General features: G+C 66.8%; 17 protein-coding genes. 10 read left to right on the forward strand and 7 right to left on the reverse strand.

Annotated features, from left to right (window positions below):
• Nucleotides 1–26: 26 nt before the first annotated feature.
• Both FBY20_RS17005 and FBY20_RS17010 read right to left on the reverse strand, forming a co-directional pair.
• On the reverse strand, nt 27–422 hold the full coding sequence (locus FBY20_RS17005) for a hypothetical protein (protein WP_056326221.1): 396 nt from the start codon (nt 420–422) through the stop codon (nt 27–29).
• A gap of 85 nt (nt 423–507) precedes the next feature.
• A complete protein-coding gene (locus FBY20_RS17010) occupies nt 508–1401 on the reverse strand; it encodes a LysR family transcriptional regulator (protein ID WP_142053584.1) in 894 nt (297 codons plus the stop codon).
• 108 nt (nt 1402–1509) lie between these two features.
• Between FBY20_RS17010 and FBY20_RS17015 the strand changes: the two genes are divergently transcribed.
• Both FBY20_RS17015 and tam read left to right on the forward strand, forming a co-directional pair.
• Entirely contained in the window at nt 1510–2496 is a 987-nt protein-coding gene (locus FBY20_RS17015; protein ID WP_056326978.1) for a TerC family protein, read from the forward strand.
• 176 nt (nt 2497–2672) lie between these two features.
• Complete coding sequence (gene tam / locus FBY20_RS17020) at nt 2673–3446, forward strand: trans-aconitate 2-methyltransferase (RefSeq protein ID WP_142053586.1); 774 nt, start codon at nt 2673–2675, stop codon at nt 3444–3446.
• A gap of 13 nt (nt 3447–3459) precedes the next feature.
• On the opposite strand, the gene FBY20_RS17025 is transcribed toward tam, so the two are convergent.
• Entirely contained in the window at nt 3460–4266 is an 807-nt protein-coding gene (locus FBY20_RS17025; RefSeq protein WP_062839716.1) for a helix-turn-helix domain-containing protein, read from the reverse strand.
• Nucleotides 4267–4397: 131 nt separating this feature from the next.
• Between FBY20_RS17025 and FBY20_RS17030 the strand changes: the two genes are divergently transcribed.
• A complete protein-coding gene (locus FBY20_RS17030; RefSeq protein ID WP_142053588.1) occupies nt 4398–5648 on the forward strand; it encodes an MFS transporter in 1251 nt (416 codons plus the stop codon).
• On the opposite strand, the gene FBY20_RS17035 is transcribed toward FBY20_RS17030, so the two are convergent.
• Together FBY20_RS17035 and FBY20_RS17040 are read right to left on the reverse strand one after the other, a co-directional pair.
• A complete protein-coding gene (locus FBY20_RS17035; RefSeq protein ID WP_063952390.1) occupies nt 5569–5901 on the reverse strand; it encodes a protealysin inhibitor emfourin in 333 nt (110 codons plus the stop codon). The genes FBY20_RS17030 and FBY20_RS17035 overlap by 80 nt on opposite strands.
• A complete protein-coding gene (locus FBY20_RS17040; RefSeq protein WP_142053590.1) occupies nt 5898–6962 on the reverse strand; it encodes a M4 family metallopeptidase in 1065 nt (354 codons plus the stop codon). Before FBY20_RS17040 ends, FBY20_RS17035 begins: the two co-directional genes overlap by 4 nt.
• A gap of 181 nt (nt 6963–7143) precedes the next feature.
• Here FBY20_RS17040 and FBY20_RS17045 point away from each other — a divergent pair, with 181 nt between their 5' ends.
• Nucleotides 7144–7779, forward strand: a complete 636-nt coding sequence (locus tag FBY20_RS17045) for a DUF4375 domain-containing protein (RefSeq protein ID WP_142053592.1) — start codon at nt 7144–7146, stop codon at nt 7777–7779.
• 244 nt (nt 7780–8023) lie between these two features.
• Nucleotides 8024–8926, forward strand: coding sequence for an SPFH domain-containing protein (locus tag FBY20_RS17050; protein WP_370458344.1), 903 nt, complete (start codon nt 8024–8026; stop codon nt 8924–8926).
• Here FBY20_RS17050 and FBY20_RS17055 read toward each other — a convergent pair.
• Entirely contained in the window at nt 8919–11027 is a 2109-nt protein-coding gene (locus FBY20_RS17055) for a PTS sugar transporter subunit IIC/EAL domain-containing protein (RefSeq protein ID WP_142053594.1), read from the reverse strand. The genes FBY20_RS17050 and FBY20_RS17055 overlap by 8 nt on opposite strands.
• Before the next feature lie 261 nt (nt 11028–11288).
• Here FBY20_RS17055 and FBY20_RS17060 point away from each other — a divergent pair, with 261 nt between their 5' ends.
• From FBY20_RS17060 to FBY20_RS17080, 5 genes are all read left to right on the forward strand, one after another.
• Nucleotides 11289–11531: a hypothetical protein gene (locus tag FBY20_RS17060; protein ID WP_056326242.1), complete on the forward strand. Its 243-nt coding sequence runs from the start codon at nt 11289–11291 to the stop codon at nt 11529–11531.
• 153 nt (nt 11532–11684) lie between these two features.
• Nucleotides 11685–12161: a sigma-70 family RNA polymerase sigma factor gene (locus tag FBY20_RS17065; RefSeq protein WP_223572599.1), complete on the forward strand. Its 477-nt coding sequence runs from the start codon at nt 11685–11687 to the stop codon at nt 12159–12161.
• Nucleotides 12162–12172: 11 nt separating this feature from the next.
• Nucleotides 12173–13174: a FecR domain-containing protein gene (locus FBY20_RS17070; protein WP_056326244.1), complete on the forward strand. Its 1002-nt coding sequence runs from the start codon at nt 12173–12175 to the stop codon at nt 13172–13174.
• Between the two features lie 144 nt (nt 13175–13318).
• Entirely contained in the window at nt 13319–15802 is a 2484-nt protein-coding gene (locus FBY20_RS17075; protein ID WP_142053598.1) for a TonB-dependent siderophore receptor, read from the forward strand.
• A gap of 71 nt (nt 15803–15873) precedes the next feature.
• Nucleotides 15874–16218 (forward strand): hypothetical protein, encoded by a 345-nt coding sequence (locus FBY20_RS17080; protein WP_142053600.1) that lies wholly within the window; start codon nt 15874–15876, stop codon nt 16216–16218.
• An 11-nt stretch (nt 16219–16229) separates the two neighbouring features.
• Here the strand turns inward: FBY20_RS17080 and FBY20_RS17085 are convergent, their stop codons facing one another.
• Nucleotides 16230–17876 (reverse strand): ATP-binding protein, encoded by a 1647-nt coding sequence (locus tag FBY20_RS17085; RefSeq protein WP_142053602.1) that lies wholly within the window; start codon nt 17874–17876, stop codon nt 16230–16232.
• Nucleotides 17877–17980 lie beyond the last annotated feature (104 nt).

Here is a 17980-nt window from a genome sequence, read left to right on the forward strand (position 1 = left end):
CGGGCGGCGCGTTGCCTGCCCCCTTTTTACACCACTTGCCGCCCCGGGGCCTGCTGCTCGCGCTTGCCAGCCAGCCAGTGCAGGATCAGGGCAACGACCAGCAGGCCGGCCATGATGAAGCCCCAGAAGATCCAGCCGAGCACGGAGATCAGCGTGCCGAGGCTGCCTGCGAACGGCAGCACCTGGTTAAGACCCTGCGCGGCCCAGACCAGGCCGCCCTGCAGCGATTCCAGCCATGCCGGATCCACCCAGGGGGCCGCCCAGGCCGGCGCAACCCATTGCGAGGTGTCGACGGCGGAGCCGGGCACCTGCGTCGTGGCAATGGTGGCCAGCACCCAGTCGGTCAGTTGCAGGGTCAGCGCCACCAGCCCGGTCCAGAGCGCCGCGAGGACGGCAAAAGCGAGCCAGATGATTTTCTTCATTGATGTGGTACTCCGATGACTCAAAAAGAACCGCCACGATAGCGGCGATTCTATTTCCGAAAAACCAGAGTGAATGTGACAAACATTAAGATAAAACCGAAATCTTGGCCTGGGAAAGAATCTCTCGGACCAGGGGATGGTGCTGGCCGCGGCGGTTGCGGATGGCGTGGATTTCCTCGTGCACGTCCTCGCAGCGCGCCAGCGGCCGCAGGCCGCGCAACAGCGCGACGTCGTCCCCGCCCAGGCGGCTCAGGGGAAACACGCCCAGGCCGCGGGCCGCGAATACCGACATGAGCGCGCTGTCCTCGAATTCGCCCACCACGTTCGGATACACGTTCTGTTCGGCAAACCAGCGGTCCAGCGTCTGTCGCAGCACCGAGTGACCCGTGGGCAGCAGCACCGGCAGCCGCTCCAGGCAGCGCGGAAAATCCAGCGTGTCCGACTTGCGCACCAGCTTGGCGGGGCCGTACCAGTCCACGGGCGAGGACACCAGGCGGTCGCTGGTCAGCCGCAGGTTGGGGTTGGCGGGGGCACCCTGGCCGGCCAGCACCAGATCCAGGTGATGCCGCGCCAGCTCGCCCAGCAGCTCCTCCACTTCGCCTTCATGGCAGGTCAGGTGCAGATCGGGCGTGTGCAGCACGGGGCCCAGCAAGGCGTGGGCCGCCAGCTTGGAGATGCCGTCCGACAGGCCCACCGACAGCCGCACGACCGGCTTGGTGGCGGCCGCGCGCACTTCCTGCGGCAGCACTTGTCCGATCTGGAAGATTTCCTCGGCGCGGGCGAACGCCGCCTGGCCGGCGTCGGTCAGCGCCACGCCACGCCCGGCCGGCTTGAGCAACTGATGGCCCAGGTTTTTTTCAAGTTCCCGGACCTGGGCGCTGATCGTCTGGATGGCCATGTCCAGGCGCTCGGCGGCGCGGGAAAACCCGCCCTCCTTGGCAACCATCCAGAAGTAATACAGGTGGCGGTAGTTCAGCATGGGTGTCGGCTCACTTCGGTTTTTTCGAACCTTAACTCACTTTCAGGCTGATTTCTCCATTCCAGGCACAGCGGGATCATGGGCACCTTCGAATCTAGCGGGGCAATCATGGACACTTTGATCACCTTCTTCAACGCCGATTTCCTTGGCACTCCAACCTGGAGCTGGCTGCTCTTCATCGGTATCGTCGTCAGCCTCCTTGCCTTTGACCTGGGCGTGCTGCACAAGGAAGACCGCGAGATCGGCGTGCGCGAAAGCCTGTTGCTGTCCGCCGGCTACATCACCGCGGCCGTGCTGTTCGGCGGCTGGGTCTGGTGGAACATGGGCGCGGAAAGCGGCATGGCCTACTACACGGGCTTCATGATCGAAAAATCGCTGTCCATGGACAACGTGTTCGTGATCGCGCTGATCTTCAGCTTCTTTGCGATCCCGCGCCAGTACCAGCACCGGGTGCTGTTCTGGGGCATCCTGGGCGTGATCGTGCTGCGTGCCACCATGATCGGCCTGGGCGCCGCCCTGGTCAGCAACTTCGGCTGGCTGCTGTATCTGTTCGGCGCGTTCCTGGTGTTCACGGGCATCAAGATGTGGATGATCGCGGACCAGACGCCTGACATCGCCACGAATCCGATCCTGAAGTTCCTGAAGCGTCACATGCGTGTCACGGACGACCTGCGCGGCAACGCGTTCATGGTGACCGAGGTCGATCCGGCCACGTCCAAGAAGGTGCGTTATGCGACGCCGCTGCTGCTGGCGCTGGTGCTGATCGAGTTTGTCGACCTGGTGTTTGCCGTGGACTCGGTGCCCGCGATCTTCGCCATCACGACCGACCCGTTCATCGTGTACACGAGCAACATCTTCGCGATCCTGGGCCTGCGTGCGCTGTACTTTGCGCTGGCGGCGATGATCCACCGCTTCCATTACCTGAAGTACGCGCTGGCTCTGGTCCTGGTGTTCATCGGCACGAAGATCTTCCTGGTCGGTTTCATCGGCAAGGTGCCTCCCGCGATTTCGCTGGGCGTGACCTTCAGCCTGATCCTTGGCGGCGTGCTGTTCTCGCTGTGGAAAACCCGCTCGGATGAACTGAAGCCGCAGTAACCCTGGCGTCCCGCCTTCCAACCGCCCGCCGGCGACAACCGGCGGGTTTTTTTATGGCGGCCTTTTTGTGCAGTCCATATGCAGCCGATATGGCAAGCGACGCCACTGTGAATTTGTCAGCGGAAAAGGCGAAGCGTACAGTCGGCGCTACCCCCATCGCCACGCAAGGAACGATCATGAACAGCTGGTCCGCCAAGCAGTATTCCGCCTTTGAAAACGAACGTACCCGCCCGGTGCGGGACCTGGTGGCGGCCCTGCCCAATCTGCTCGTCAAGCGCGCCGTGGACCTGGGCTGCGGGCCGGGAAATTCCACCGAAGTGCTGGCCAGCCGCTATCCGGACGCCGAGATCTCGGGCATGGACAGCTCGCAGGACATGATCGATGCGGCGCGCAAGCGCTTGCCGGCGCTGTCGTTCGAACTGGCCGACATCGCCACGTGGAATCCGCCGCAGCGCTATGACGTGATCCTTGCCAACGCCGCGCTGCAATGGGTGCCCGACCACGAGACGCTGTACCCCGCGCTGGTGGCCAAGCTGGCCCCCGGCGGCAGCCTGGCGGTGCAGACGCCCGATAACCTGGAAGAACCCGCCCATCGCCTGGCCAGGCAGGTGGCCGGCGAGGCGCCCTGGGAGGCCAAGATTGGCGGCGTCAAGCATCCGCCGCGTCACAGCGCGGCCTGGTATTACGAACTTCTCAAGCCGCATTGCGGCACGCTGGACGTATGGCGCACGACCTACCACCATCCGCTCGCGGGCGCCGCCGCCGTGGTCGAGTGGTTCAAGGGGACGGCCTTGCGGCCCTATCTGGACAAGCTGGATGCCGCCGAACAGGCCAGTTTCCTGGCGCGCTATCAGTCGTTGATCGAGCAGGCCTATCCGGCGCTGGCCGATGGCACCGTGCTGCTGCCGTTCCCGCGCCTGTTCATCGTGGCCGGTTCCAGACAGGCGTGACCCGCGCGCGCGTTCATGGCGGCGTGGCTTGCGGGTCGCTCTTGTCCGCGAAATAACGGGCGGGCGTCTTGCCCAGCGTCTTCTTGAACATCGTGATGAAGGCGCTGACCGACTCGTAGCCCAGGTCTTCGGCCGTGCGCTGCACCGACACGCCCGCCGACAGCCGTTGCAGCGCCAGGATGATGTGCAGCTGCTGGCGCCAGCGGCCGAAGCTCATGCCGACCTCCTGCTGCACCAGCCGCGCCAGCGTGCGTTCGCTCATGGCGACGCGCTTGCCCCACTGCGCGACGGTGCTGCGGTCCGCCGGATCCGCGTTCAACGCGCCGGCGATTTCGCGCAGGCGCGGATGATCCGAGATGGGCAGGTGCAGGTGCTCGGTGGGCATCTGCGACAACTGGTCCATCAGCACGTCGGCCAGTCTGCGGTTGGCGGGCGCCGCCGCGTCGGCAGGCGCCAGGTTGGCCAGGTGCACGACCAGTTCGCGCACTAGCGGGGTGATTGCCAGCGTGCAGCATGCCGTGGGCAGGCGCGGCGCGTCGGCCGGCACGAACAGGAAGCAGACGCGGCCATTGGCCGTGACCCGGTTGCTGTGCGGCACGCCGCCGGGGATCCAGACGGCGCACTGCGGCGGCACCATCCACAGGCCTTGCGGCACCGAGCAGGTGACGCCGCCGCGCAGCGCCAGGACAAGCTGGCCCATGTGATGCCGGTGCGTCGGCGATTCGTTGTCCTGCTCGGCCGCATGCACGGGCATGGCGAACGCCCATTGCGTGGCGGAATCCGGATCGAAGGGGGCGGGCGGCGTGTCGGGCGTGCGCATGGGCGTCGGCGCTGCAAAAGGGGAATGTGGCCGAATTGCGGGAAAGGTTGTCATTATCTCGAAATTCGGTAAGGCGCGCGGCGCGTAAGCTGGTGGCCTTTCCGTTTCCCTTTGCCGACGCCCGAGTGACCATGCACGTATCCCGCCCTTCGACGCCACCCAGCCGCCCGGCGCTGCTGATCCTGGGCATTCTCTGCATTGCGATGGCCCTGCGCGCGCCATTCACCGGCGTGCCGCCGCTGATCGGCCTGATCCGCGCCGAGCTGGATCTGTCGTCCGCGGCGGCCGGCATGCTCATCACGCTGCCGCTGCTGGCCTTCGCGGTGGTGTCGCTGTTCGCCGCGGGGCTTGCGCGCCGGTTTGGCCTGGAGCGCACGCTCTTTGCGGCGATGCTGCTCGTCGCTGGCGGCATCGTGATCCGCACGCTGGGCGCGGCGGCGGGGCTGTACGCGGGCACGGCCATCATCGGCGCGGGCATTGCGTTGGGCAACGTGCTGCTGCCCAGCCTGTTGAAGCGTGACTTCCCGCAGCGCCTGGCGGGGCTGACGTCGGCCTACGTGCTGACGATGGGCCTTGCGGCGGGACTGGCCTCGGCCATTGCGATTCCGCTTGCCAACCTGCCTCTGGGCGGCTGGCGGTTTTCGACGCTGTGCATGCTGGCGCTGCCGTTGATCAGCCTGCTGTTGTGGCTGCCCCAGCTTGCGGGCCACACGCCGCCCGCCGCGACCACCGCGCACGCGCCGCACGGCGTGCGGCTGTGGCGTTCGCCACTGGCCTGGCAGGTCACCGTGTTCCTGGGCATCAATTCTTTCGTGTTCTATGTGGCGGTGAGCTGGCTGCCCGCCATTTTGCGCGACGCGGGTTACTCGGCCGAACGCGCCGGATCGCTGCATGGATTCATGCAGCTCGCGTCCGCGGCGCCCGCGTTGTTCATGGCGCCGCTACTGCGCCGGTTGACGGACCAGCGGGTCGCGGCGTTCTGCGCGGCGGGCGCGTCGTGCGTCGCGTTCGCGGGCCTGATCGCGGCGCCCACGTGGGGCGCGTTGTGGATCGCGCTGCTGGGCCTGGGCACCGGCGCGGGCATCATCCTGGGCCTGGCGTTCGTGGGACTGCGCGCCAGCCATGCGCAGCAGGCCGCGGCGCTGTCGGGCATGGCGCAATGTGCCGGCTACCTGTTCGCCGCGACCGGCCCCGCGCTGGTGGGCGGCTTGCATGACAAGCTGGGCGGGTGGGGCGCCGCGTTGGGCGTGTGCGCGGCGTTGTGCGCCGTCATGGCGGTGACCGGGCTGTATGCGGGGCGCGCTATTCAGATTGGCCGGGCGGGCGCTTCCAAAGACGCACCAGCGTTTCCGGCGCATCGGCCTCCGGCACGTCAAAAGTGACCCGCGCGGTATCCGCGCCTTCGAATTCCACTTCCACGTGGAAGTAGCGCTGATCGCCGCCCGCGCCGGCGCTGCCGGGCATGGCTTTCGGGGCGGCATGCAGGATCGCATCGCAGACCTCCTGCCGCACGCCAGGCGGGCAGGTGGCCATGTCGATACGGCGCGGCTGGGCAAGGCCGGGCAGGTATGCCAGGCCGCCCTCGCGGCTAAGGCGCACGAGCTGGGCAAGGTCGAGGGGCGGCAGTTCGATCATGGCAGCACGCCCACGGCCTTCCAGGCCTCGTCGATGGCGCGGCGCACGTCCGCTCCGTGTTTCTCGCCGGCGACCAGCAGCGTCAGGCCCGCAAAATCCTTGAACGCGGCATCGTGGCGCAGGCGCTTGTCGCACAGCGTGTCGTACCAGACGTGCCCCGCGCTGTTCCACGCATTGCCGTCCAGCGCCGTGGCGGCCAGATAGAACGCGCGGTTCGGAATCCCCGAGTTGATGTGCACGCCGCCGTTGTCGCGCGGCGTATCGACGTAGTCCCGCATGTGCGCGGGCTGCGGGTCCGTGCCCAGCACGGGATCGTCGTACGCGGTGCCCGGCTCGGCCATCGAGCGCAGCGCGCGCGCTTGCACGTTTTCCGTGAAGAGACCCTGCCCGACCAGCCAGTCCGCCTCCCGGGCCGTCTGCCCCAGCGAATACTGCTTGACCAGCGCGCCGAACACGTCGCACAGCGATTCGTTCAGCGCGCCGGGCTGGCCTTGGTAGAGGAGGGCGGCCTCGGTGTCGATCACGCCATGGGTGAGCTCGTGGCCGATGATGTCGACCGCGACGGTGAAGCGGTTGAAGATCTCGCCGTCGCCATCGCCGAACACCATCTGCGCGCCGTTCCAGAAGGCGTTTTCGTAGTCCTCGCCGTAATGCACCGTGCCGATCAGCGGCAGGCCATGCGCGTCGATGGAGTGCCGCTTGTACACATTCCAGAAAAGCTTGTAGGTCGAGCCCAGATGCGCGTAGGCCTCGTCCACCGCGGGGTCGCCGCTGGGCCGTGCGCCTTCGGCGCGAACCAGCTTGCCGGGCAGCGTGGTGCCGTTGCCGGCGTCGTGCACGGCGCGGTCGGGCGTGCCCGCCGGCGCCACCTGGCGCGCCGGCGCCAGCGTCGCGCGAGGCGGCTGTCCCGCCATCTCGCGCAGGCTGCGCTGCTGCTGATCGATGATCATCGTCTTGACGGCAGGCATGCTGACGCGCGCATCGGTGTGCTGCGCAAGCCGGTCCAGCATGTATGGCGGGACCACTCCGATGAGGGGAGCGGACTCGGAAGGGCGGGGCATGGTCGATCTCCGACAAGCGCACCGGATGGGACCCCGGCGCGGTCCTGTTTAACGTAGCAGATGGGTGAACAGGGAGCCGTAACAGGATGCGGCGCGATGCGCCCCGGCAACGGGCGCGCCTCGACAGCGCGGCGCCGATCCGGTAGGGTCTTGCGCTTTCCTGTCATGCCGGACCCTTGCAATGCCGACTCCCGACTACCGCATCACTGCCCTGACGTTGACCGATACGCACGTGCTGCTGACGCTTGCCGACGGCCGCGAGGTCAGGGAGCCGATACGGCGGCATATCCGCCTGCATGAGGCCACGCCCGAGGCGCGGCAGGCGTGGCAACTGGTGGATGACGGGCACGGCGTCGTGTGGCCCGCGCTGGCCGAGCCCGTGCCGCAGGGCATGCTCAACGTGCACGATCTGCTGTGGGACTTGCGATACGAGCAGGCCATGGCGGCGTTGCAGGCAGCCGGATGGAAGCTCGACCGCTTGTCCCCCACCGACCAGGAACTGGTTGCGCTGTGGCGCATGGAGGCCGACATCAACAATGGCGGCTTCATGCAGTTTCTGTGCAACTGGGGCGACGAGACCTGCCAGCTTGCCTTGCAGGCGCTGCGCAAGATCGGGGCCGTGCACATGCTGGACGTGCTCTCGCGCATGCGCGCGCTGATCGACCGCTTCGAGGCCTCGCCCGAGGTGGTGCAGCTCAACGATATCTACGGGGCGATGACCGAGGCGGAGCAGGAAGAGATGGAGACGCTGGACCACGCGTTCTGGGACTATCCCGATCCGCTGTCCCGGTTGGGGGTGCGCTGGTACGGGGCGTAAATCCGCCGAAATCACGGCCGGCGAAACGTTCGGAAACGTATCGCCACATTACGTTGAAACCCGTCTGCGGCAGCGCGTCCGCTGCGGGCTAGAATCCCGTCCTTCTTTCCCGGGGGGGACGCTCGATGCGGTATTTCCTGATCTTGGTGGGGGCGGCGGTCATCGCCTATCTGCTCGCGCGCGGCATCGCAGCGGTGCTCTCGGACCGTAAACGCAAAAGAACAGACAGGGATTGGAAGTGAAGATGAAGCCGACAGATATCCAGATGGTCAAGACGATCGGCGCGGTCAAGCCGCGCAAACTGACATTCGCCATTGGCACCGCGCTCATCTTTCTGCTGATCCTGTTCATCGCGTTCGGCTCGTGGTTCCAGGTGGATCAGGGCGAGCGCGGCGTGGTGCTGCGTAACGGCAAGCTGGTGCGAGTGGCCGAACCCGGCCTGGATTTCAAGACGCCGTTCATCGACAACGTGATGACGGTGTCCGTGCGCGACCACACCTTCGTGTTCGAAAAGCTCGAGGCCTACAGCTATGACCAGCAGCCGGCCACGCTGCGCGTGTCGGTGACCTACCGCGTGCCGGCCGAGCACGTCGCAGAGCTCTATTCCGAATACGGCACCATCGCCAATCTGCAGATGCGCGTGCTGGAGCGCAAGACGCCGGACGCGGTGAAGAACGTATTCGGCCAGTACACGGCCGTGCGCGCCATCCAGGAACGCCAGAAGCTCGGCCTGGACGTGAACAACGCCGTCCTCAAGACGATGGAAGGCGCGCCGGTCCAGGTGGTGGGCGTTCAGATCGAGGAAGTGGGTTTCTCGCAGGCCTACGAGCATTCGATCGAACAGCGCATGCTGGCCCAGGTGCAGATCGAAACCACGCGCCAGCAAAAGGAAACGGCGATGATCAACGCCGAGATCCAGGTGGTCAAGGCCAAGGCCGAAGCCGACGCGCGCCGTCAGCAGTTCACCGCAGAAGCCGACGGCATCCGCATGCGCGGCGAAGCCGAGGCGGCCTCGATCCGCGCCAAGGCCGAGGCGCTGGCCGCCAACACCAACCTCGTCAGCCTGAACGCCGTGGAAAAATGGGATGGCGTGCTGCCGTCCACCCAGGTGCCGGGCGCGGCGCTGCCGTTCATCGGCATCAAATAGCCTTTGCTTCGGCGGGCAGCTTCGCCGGCAGGGCAGGCCCTTCCTGCCGCCGGCGCGCGAAGTCCACGACAAGCTCGCCCGACACCCCCTTGCTGTAGTACCAGCCCTGCACGACGATCTCCGCGCTGGACGCCAGCGCGGACAACTGACCATCGGTTTCCACACCCTCGACAATGATCTGCAGGTTCAATGCCTCGCAGAAGCGCAAGAGGCCGCTCATCACCAGCGCGCCCCGGTCATGGCTTTGCGCCATCACGAAGCTGCGGTCGATCTTGACCGCATCGATCTGGAACTGGTGCAGGTAGCTCAACGCGGAATAGCCCGTGCCGAAGTCGTCGATGTAGACTCGGGCGCCGATGCCGTGGAGCCGGTCGAAGGCGGTGTGCAGCGCCTGCGCGTCCTCGACCAGCGCATCTTCTGTCAGCTCCACCGAGACCTGGCCCCGCGTCTGGTCCAGCACCTTGATCAACCGGTCCAGGTAAGCCGGCGAGGTCAGCGTGGCGCCCGTGACGTTGATCGTCATGGGCAGCAAGAAGCCCTGCGCGCGCCAAGCCAGGCATTGCCGCACCGCTTGCCGCGCCACCCAGAGATCCACTTCGCCCATCAGGCCAGCTTGCGCCAGCCATCGCAGGAATTCCAGCGGCGCCTGTTGCGTGCCTTCGGGGCCGGTGGCGCGCAGCAGCGCCTCGCAGCCGGTGCACAGGCCCGTGCGCAGCGAGACCTGCGGCTGGTATTCCAGGTAGAAGTCGTACTCGCTGATGGCGCGGATGCGTGCGACTTCGGCGCGGCGCCGCGCGCGCGTGGCGTAGGTGGACGCGACGGGGTCGTGCGCGTACAGCAGCGATTCTTCCTGCAGTTGCGGAAAGGTCGCGTCCAGCGACTTGAAATACACCGTGGAATCGGCCTTGCGCTGGCGCTCCAGCGCGATCAGAAAGGGCGCATAGATGCACGCGCCCAACGCCACCAGCGCGCATTGCAACGCGATCCCCGCCACCTGTTCGCCCGCGCCCAGATAGGCGTTGAACAGCACGGGCGACGTCAATGGCAGCGCCACGGTGGCGGGCGCAAGCCAACCCAGTTGCACCGCTGCCAGCGCCATCAGCACGTTGATGACGGGCGTGAGCACGAAAGGCAGCAACAGCCGCGGGTTCAGGATGAGCGGCAGGCCAAACAGCAGAATCTCGTTGATGTTCAGGAGCGATACGGGAATGCTCGCCAGCGCCAGTACCCGCAGCGAATCGCTGCGCGAGAACAGCAGGATCGCCACCACCAGCGACAACGTCGCACCCGAGCCGCCGATGAAGACGAAGGCGCCCAGTAGCGTGCCGTTCAGCGCATAGACGCCTTCGTAGCCGGCGGCGACGCTCGTGGCGTTGAGCCGCGTGGCCTGGTCCAGCACGTCCATGATCGGCGCCATGGCGTGCGCGCCGTGGATGCCGAAAAACCAGAATATCGAATTCAACGCGGCCACGATCGCGCCGGCGCTGTAGGGACTGTCCAGAGACGCCATGCTGAGCGGGATGTCGACCTGCGCCACCGCCGGGATCGAGAGCGCCGCGGACAACGCCGCCATCACCAGGCCGGCGGTCAGCAGGCCTGGGACGATCATGTTCAGCGAGTCGCGCACGTTCTCGCCGATAAGCCCGTCCGGCGCAAGCTGCGTCCAGCGGCGCCGGTGCAGCCAGGCCATCAGCGGCACGGCCGCGATCGGGATCACGATCGCGATGAACAGGGTGAGCGTGGACGCCGCGCGGGGGTAGGACGCCAGCAGGCGTTCTGCGATGACAACGAGGCACAGGCACAGCAACGCGGTGGGCAGGTGCGGCAGCCGGTGGCGGATCGACAGCATGTAGCCGATGGCCGTGCCGGCCAGGAGCGGCATGACGGCGGACAGCGCGCCGTGCAGGTCGGCCAGGGCATCGGCAATGCCGCCCGGCAGGCCCAGCAGCCGGGCGCAGACGGACAGCACCAGGAACAGCGCGGACACCAGCAGGCAGGGCATGGCCCAAAGCAGGCCTTCGCGGATGGCGCGCAGGGAATTGGCGCTTGCCAAAGCGGCCAGCCGATCCCTCGGGTACTGCGGGAAGATCGATTTCGGCATTGCCGTCGTAGGGCGCAGGGGGAGCGGGCGGCCCGTGTCCGTCCGGCGGGTAAAAATCCGTTGCCGCATGCTAGCGCCTGAATTCGGGCTTTAGCAATCCAAAAAAATGCGGTCGGCCTAGGGATTCCCCTCTGTCAATAATGCGTTGTCCCGGCTTTTCGACCGGGGACAAGTCTGGCCGGACGCTATACGATCGGAGGAACGCCGCTCTTTCGTAGACGGCGGCGCCTAGCGCACACGCTTCACCAGGAGGAGACCTGGATGTCTCAGTTGGATTGGACGCCCGGCGATACCGTGCCGGATCGTCAGGGTTATTACGAGACGCGGCTGGACACGGGCGGCACCGCGATTTCGCTGTACAGCGTATTGGGGTGGATGCCCGTGAAGACACCGGGCAACCTGGTGAGCTGGCGCGCCTTGCCCCCCGCCGTCGAGCGCCAGGAGGCCGAACGGCATCTGCAGGAGATCCGCGCCGCGCAGAGCCACGTGCCGATGGATTACTAGGCTGCGCGGCCAGACGGTTGCCGGCGGGCCACGCCTTGCAAAGACGAAAACCGCATTTATAATTGCGAATCATTTTCATCTTGTCTTTGCTCTCAGGCGGTGACGCCGGGCCGCACCGTCATGCCATCCTCCTCGTTTGCCTCTCATGCAGAGGTGCAGTCCGTTTACCAAGCCCATCACCAGTGGCTGCGTGGCGTGTTGCAACGCAAGCTGGGCAATGCGTCGGACGCGGCCGACCTGGCTCACGACACGTTCGAACGACTGATCCGCGCCAATGTCCGCGAACCGCTCAATGAGCCGCGCGCCTATCTGCGCACCATCGCCACGCGTCTGCTGATCGGCCGGGCACGCCGCGCCGCGCTGGAGGCCGCCTATGCCGAGACGCTGGCGCTGCAGCCCGTGGCGGTCGAGCCTTCGGTCGAGGCTCGCGCCCTGATTCTGGAGGCGCTTGCCGAGGTTTGCGAACTGCTGGACACCTTGCCCATGACCAGCCGCCGGATCTTCCTGATGGCGCAGATCGACGGCCTTTCCTATGCCGAGATCGGCAAGGCCCTTGGCCTGACGCCCAACGCCGTGCAGAAGTCGCTGGCGCGCGCGCTGGTGCACTGCTACACGGCCGTGTACGGCTGAATCCCGGTTCCATGGACAACGCCAAGCTGCTGCGGCCGCACGCACCCGAGGCGGGCGCCATCGACCCCAAGGTGATCCGGCAAGCGGCGGACTGGTGGGCGCGTCTGCGCGAAGACGCCAGCGCCGCAGACCGGGATCGCTTCGAGCAATGGCGGCGGGCGGCGCCCGCCCACGAGCTGGCTTGGCAGCGGCTTGGCGCATTGACGCGCGACGTGGCGGCGGGCGTGGCGCAGGCCGGGCCGTCGGTGGCGTCGCGCACCCTGGCGCAGGCGCCGCTGATCCAATCGCGTCGCACGGCGATTCGCCTGATGGTGGCGGCCGTTGGCATGGGCCTGGGCGCCTGGGCCGTCGGCGAGCGTGAAACGATCCGCCAGTTGTCCGCGGACCTGCGCACCGGCACCGGCGAACGCCGGTCGGTGACGCTGCCCGACGGCACGCAGGTGCAGTTGAACGCAGGTACTGCGGTCGACCTGCGCTATACCGCCAGCCAACGCGAACTGGTGCTGCTGCAAGGTGAGATCCTGATCGAAACTGCGCCGGACGCGAATGGCCGGCCGTTCCGCGTACGCACGCGCGGCGGCGTGCTTACGCCGGTGGGCACACGCTTTGTGGTGCGCGATCTGGAAATGGGCCGAATGCGGGTGGCGGTGCTGCAAGGCGCGGTGGACGTTCGCGGCTTGGCGCAGGACGCGGCGCCGCGGCGCGTGCGGGCCGGCGAGCAGGCGGACTTCACCGTGGACGGCGGCTTTACGGCGCGGACGCTGGAACCGGGCGTGTCCGCCTGGCTTGACGGCATGCTGATCGCGGATGAAATGCCCTTGTCGGAATTCCTGAATGAACTCGGACGCTACCGGCCGGGCCTGCTGCATTGCACCGGCGAGGCGGCCGGGCTGCATGTGGTGGGCGCGTTCCCGCTGGCTGACACCGACAAGGTGCTGGCCATGCTTGAGGAAATCCTTCCGGTGCGGGTGCGCCGCTACACCCGCTACTGGGTGACGGTGAGCCGGACGTGAGCCACCTCGTTGCAGGCCGATTCCCGGTGGCAGCGGGCTTTTTTGTAACAGCAACGGCGGATATCCCGACCTCGCGCTTCATGTAGGAAAAGCAGCCCGTGTCTTGGGGCTGCGCCGATCCTTCATGAGCCTGGGAACCCTTTCATGTCACCTCGTCCTGTCCGCGCCGCGAGCGCCGCGGCGCTTGTCCGTCCATCCCTGCGGCGCACGGCGCTGAACATCGCATTGCGCCGTCTCGCGCCCTGGTTTGCGGCGGCCGTGTTGGCGCCGGCGCCGGTGCACGCCCAGGCCCAGGCGCAGACCCAGGCCCCGGCGCCGCGCACCGTGGCGTTCAGCATTCCCGCCGGTCCGCTGAGCGCGGCGCTCGGCACGTTTGGCGTGCAGGCGGGCGTGATGGTGGCGTCCGATCCCGGCCTGACGGCCGGCGCCATGACGCGGGGACTGACGGGCACGTATGGCGTGCAGGCCGCGTTGGAGCGCCTGCTGGCGGGCACGGGACTGCAGGCGGTGGCACGCGCCGAGGGCGGATACCGCCTGCGGCAGGCGCCCGCCGAGACGACCGCGACACTGGCGCCCGTGATGGTGACGGGCACCTACAACACCACGACGGACGGGACGGGTTCGTACACGTCGCCAGCGGTCACCATCGGCAAGACCGCGCAGGCGCTGAAGGACATTCCGCAATCCATCACCGTGCTGACGCGCCAGCGGATGGACGACCAGGACATGACCAGCCTGCCCGACGCCGTCAACAACACGGCGGGCATGGTGGGCGTGCAGGGCGTGGGCGCCGGCGTCGCGATCAATTCCCGCGGCTTTCCCGTGGACCTGCTGCAATACGATGGCGTGTCCCTGCTGCGCAACAGCTACAGCCTGGGCAACTGGGAGCAGGACTCGCTGGTGTTTTATGACCGCGTGGAGATCCTGCGCGGCGCAGCCGGCCTGTTGCAAGGCGCGGGCAGTCCGGGCGGGGCGATCAACCTGGTGCGCAAGCGGGGTGGCGCGGAGCCGTCGGTGGTCGTGACGGGCAAGGTTGGGTCGTGGGATCACTATGGCCTGACGCTGGATGCGGGTGGCCCGCTCAATGAATCGGGCACGCTGCGCGGGCGGGTCGTGCTGGACGAGGATCGCAGCCATTCGTACATCGACTACGTGTGGGACAAGACGCGCAACCTGTACGCCGCGCTGGATTTCGACGTTACCGAAGCGACGACGGTAGGCCTTGGAGTGAGCAACCGGTACAGCCGGTCGCGGCCGATGTTCGTCGGTTATCCGCGGTTCGAAGACGGTGGCAGCATCGACCTGCCGCGCTCGACGTTCACCGGCTCGACCTGGAACCGCGCCACCAACGACCAGACCATCTTCAATGCCGACGTCACGCATCGCTTGAACGCATCGTGGCGTTTCAGGCTTGCCGGCGTGGCGATGGACGAAGACAACACGACCGTGCACCAGCGCGTTGCCGGGGCCGTGCAGCGCGACGGCAGCGGTCTGGACTACGGCAACTTCGGCGTGGATTTCAAAAGCCGCCAGCGCGGGATGGACATGTCGGTGGCGGGCGACTTCGACGCTTGGGGCATGGCGCAGGAAGTGGTGGTTGGCGCCAACTATTCCAAGCTCACGACGAATGACCGGTTCACCCGTGCCTGGGAGAGCGGCGGCAACATTTTCGATCTTGACCACCACCGTCCGTGGCAGGACATGGACTCCATCGCCCAGGCCAGCGGCTACGACTCGCGCAGCGCCTACGACATCCGGCAGAAGGGCGTCTATGGCACGTGGCGCGTCAAGCCCATCCAATCCCTGGCGCTGATCGGCGGCGGCCGCGTCGGCTGGTTCGATTACAGCTACAGCGGGGACGGCGACACGACGACATCCACCACGTCTGGCCGTTTCATTCCCTACGCCGGGATCGTGTATTCGCTGACCGACAACTGGTCGGTCTACGGCAGCTACACCACGGTGTTCGAGCCCCAGACCCAGCGCACCGTATCGGGCAGCCTGCTCAAGCCGATCGAGGGCAACAACTACGAGGTCGGCGTCAAGGGCGAACTGGCGGACGGCCGGGTCAACGCCCTGCTTGCGCTGTTCCGCTACGACCACAAGAACCGCGCCGTCAACGATTACGACGCCGGGTTTGCCTGCAATGGCTGGTACTGCTCGCGCGCGGCGGGCAAGGTCCGCAGCCAGGGCGTGGAAGCCGAGATTTCCGGCGAGGTGGTCAAGGGGCTGGAACTGTATGCGGGCTATGCCTACAACACCACGAAGTTCCTGGAAGATCCGGACAACCAGGGCAAGGTCTTCAGCACCTGGACGCCCAAGCACATGCTGCGACTGTGGGCCAATTACAGGCTGCCGGGCGCGTTGAACCGCCTGAGCGTGGGCGCCGGCGTGAATACGCAGACCGCCACGATCAGTTCGGACCGTGCGTTCAAGCTGGCGGGATTCACAATCTGGAATGCGCGCCTGGGTTACCAGGCCACGCCGGAACTGAGCTTCGGACTGAACGTGAACAACGTGTTCGACAAGAAGTACTACGTGCCGTCCTACAACACGCTATCCGGCAACAACTACTATGGCGAGCCGCGCAATGTGATGCTGACGGTGCGCTACGCGCCCAAGCTGTAAGGATGCTCTCGGCGGCTCGTGTATAACCTCCTGGACGGCGCCACCGGTGCGCGCTGTGCAAGGAGCTGATTTTGCGCGAGTTTGTTGCGACGTTCCTGGATGCGGGCCTGCTGGTGCTGGCGGTGCTGGCCTTCCTGTTGCCGGCGCTGTCGGCGCTAGCCCTGGTGCTGCGCGCAAAGGCCGGCAGGTTTCCCCGTCTGAACACGCCGGGCTGGCGCCGCGCAGGCATCGTGGTCCTGTGGCTGCCGTTCATCGTGATGGCCGTGTATGGCGGCACGGCATGGTGGGCGGCCAGCGTCTACGACCGCTACTATTTCTTCGGCCTGCTGATCTGCTTTGCGTATCTGCTGTGCGCCATGCTGTTGTCGGCCGCCGGCCTGTTCTGGATCCGCACGACGCGGGGCCGGCACCCCTGAGCGCCGCCCCGTCAGCGCATCAACGCATGCACCTGGCTCGACAGGTCATCGAGCATGAAGGGTTTGAGCAGCACCGGCGCGTCGCTGGCCGGAACATTGGCGCCTTCGCCGCCTTCGCCGTAACCGGTGATGAACAGCACCTTCATGCCGGGCCGCATCGCGCGGCCGGTTTCCGCCACGCGCCGGCCGTTCACGCCGCCCGGCAGCGCCAGGTCGCAGACCAGCAGATCAATTCGCGGCAGGGCGGTCAGTTGCCGCAGCGCGCTGGCGCCATCGGTAGCCTCGACCACGTCGTAGCCGATTTCCCTGAGCACTTCGGCCGTGACCTCGCGTACCGCGGGGTCGTCCTCGGCCAACAGGACCGTGCCCCCTTGCAGGACGCGGGGCGGCTGGGCCGCCGCCGCGACGGCCGAGGCCATGTCAATGTCGGCGCCGCGGTGGCGCGGGAAAAACAGGTCGATGTCGGTACCCTGGCCCGGTTGGGAGCGCACCTGCACGTGCCCGCCCGATTGCCGGACGAAATCGTGCACCAGCGCCAGGCCCAGACCCGTGCCGCGGTCGGCCGGCTTGGTGGTGTAGAAGGGCTCGAACATGCGTTGCACGGTTTCCGCCGTCATGCCGCAGCCCGTGTCGGAGACGCGCAGCAGCACGTGATCGCCGGCCTGCAGGCCACGGTCGCGCGCGGCTTGCGCGTCCAGCGTGACGTTGCGCGTTTCGATGCGCAAGAGGCCGCACGCGCCGAGGGCGTCGCGCGCGTTCAGGCACAGGTTCAGAAGCGCGTTCTCGAGCTGGTGCGAGTCGACCCATACGGGCCACAACCGGGGCGCGCAGTCCATTTCCAGCGTGACGGCGGATCCGGCGCTGCGCGCGATCAACGCTTCCATGCCGGCGATGACGCCATTGATGTCCACCACCGTGCGCTCGAGCGGGTGGGTGCGCGAGAAGGTCAGCAGGCGCCGCGTCAGGACGGCCGCCTTTTCGGCGCCGCTTTTTGCCACGGCGATGTGGCGGTCGAGGTCGTCGGTGTGGCCGCGCGCAAGACGTTGCGAGAGCAGTTCCAGGCTGCCTGAAATCCCCGTCAGCAGGTTGTTGAAGTCGTGCGCGACGCCGCCGGTCATCTGGCCGATGGCTTCCATTTTCTGGCTTTGCCGCAGGGCCTCTTCCGTCAGGCGCAGCGCATCGGCCTGGGCCTTTTCGGCTTCGACCCGCGCGGTGGTCTCGATGACGGTGTCGATCATGCCGACGACCTTGCCATGTTCGTCGTGCACCGGGCTATAGCAGAACGTGAAGTGCGCCAACTCCAGGCGGCCGTACCGCGCGAGCTCGACGGGATAGTCCTCGATGAAGGTGGCCTCGCCGGCAAAAGCGCGTTCGGCGATGGGGCCGATCTGGGACCAGGCTTCGCGCCAGACATCACTGAACGGGCGGCCCAATGCATCGGGCTTGGCGCCCAGGATGGGCACAAAAGCGTCGTTGTAGATGGAGATCAGGTCCGGGCCCCACACCAGACAGGACGGAAACCGGGACGACAGCACCATGCTGACGGCGATGCGCAGGGAGGGGGACCAGTCGGAGAGGGGGCCGAGCGGGGTGGCCGACCAGTCATGGCTGGCGACCCGGGCGCCCATTTGCCCGCCGCTGGCAAGGAACTGAGGCATGGACGGGGCGTTCGGCATGGCACTCGTGGCTGTGGCGGGAAGGTGTCCGATTCTATCGCACCACCCCGAAGCACGCGCGGGTGAGGACGGCTCGTATAGAATAA

It is taken from the genome of Achromobacter sp. SLBN-14, from assembly GCF_006715415.1.
GTDB lineage: Bacteria > Pseudomonadota > Gammaproteobacteria > Burkholderiales > Burkholderiaceae_B > Achromobacter > Achromobacter mucicolens.

Excerpts from the sequence above, each read along its gene's own strand:
- FBY20_RS17005 (WP_056326221.1), bottom strand. The coding sequence starts at position 422 with ATGAAGAAAATCATCTGGCTCGCTTTTGCCGTCCTCGCGGCGCTCTGG.
- FBY20_RS17010 (WP_142053584.1), bottom strand. The coding sequence starts at position 1,401 with ATGCTGAACTACCGCCACCTGTATTACTTCTGGATGGTTGCCAAGGAG.
- FBY20_RS17015 (WP_056326978.1), top strand. The coding sequence starts at position 1,510 with ATGGACACTTTGATCACCTTCTTCAACGCCGATTTCCTTGGCACTCCA.
- tam (WP_142053586.1), top strand. The coding sequence starts at position 2,673 with ATGAACAGCTGGTCCGCCAAGCAGTATTCCGCCTTTGAAAACGAACGT.
- FBY20_RS17025 (WP_062839716.1), bottom strand. The coding sequence starts at position 4,266 with ATGCGCACGCCCGACACGCCGCCCGCCCCCTTCGATCCGGATTCCGCC.
- FBY20_RS17030 (WP_142053588.1), top strand. The coding sequence starts at position 4,398 with ATGCACGTATCCCGCCCTTCGACGCCACCCAGCCGCCCGGCGCTGCTG.
- FBY20_RS17035 (WP_063952390.1), bottom strand. The coding sequence starts at position 5,901 with ATGATCGAACTGCCGCCCCTCGACCTTGCCCAGCTCGTGCGCCTTAGC.
- FBY20_RS17040 (WP_142053590.1), bottom strand. The coding sequence starts at position 6,962 with ATGCCCCGCCCTTCCGAGTCCGCTCCCCTCATCGGAGTGGTCCCGCCA.
- FBY20_RS17045 (WP_142053592.1), top strand. The coding sequence starts at position 7,144 with ATGCCGACTCCCGACTACCGCATCACTGCCCTGACGTTGACCGATACG.
- FBY20_RS17050 (WP_370458344.1), top strand. The coding sequence starts at position 8,024 with ATGAAGCCGACAGATATCCAGATGGTCAAGACGATCGGCGCGGTCAAG.
- FBY20_RS17055 (WP_142053594.1), bottom strand. The coding sequence starts at position 11,027 with ATGCCGAAATCGATCTTCCCGCAGTACCCGAGGGATCGGCTGGCCGCT.
- FBY20_RS17060 (WP_056326242.1), top strand. The coding sequence starts at position 11,289 with ATGTCTCAGTTGGATTGGACGCCCGGCGATACCGTGCCGGATCGTCAG.
- FBY20_RS17070 (WP_056326244.1), top strand. The coding sequence starts at position 12,173 with ATGGACAACGCCAAGCTGCTGCGGCCGCACGCACCCGAGGCGGGCGCC.
- FBY20_RS17075 (WP_142053598.1), top strand. The coding sequence starts at position 13,319 with ATGTCACCTCGTCCTGTCCGCGCCGCGAGCGCCGCGGCGCTTGTCCGT.
- FBY20_RS17085 (WP_142053602.1), bottom strand. The coding sequence starts at position 17,876 with ATGCCTCAGTTCCTTGCCAGCGGCGGGCAAATGGGCGCCCGGGTCGCC.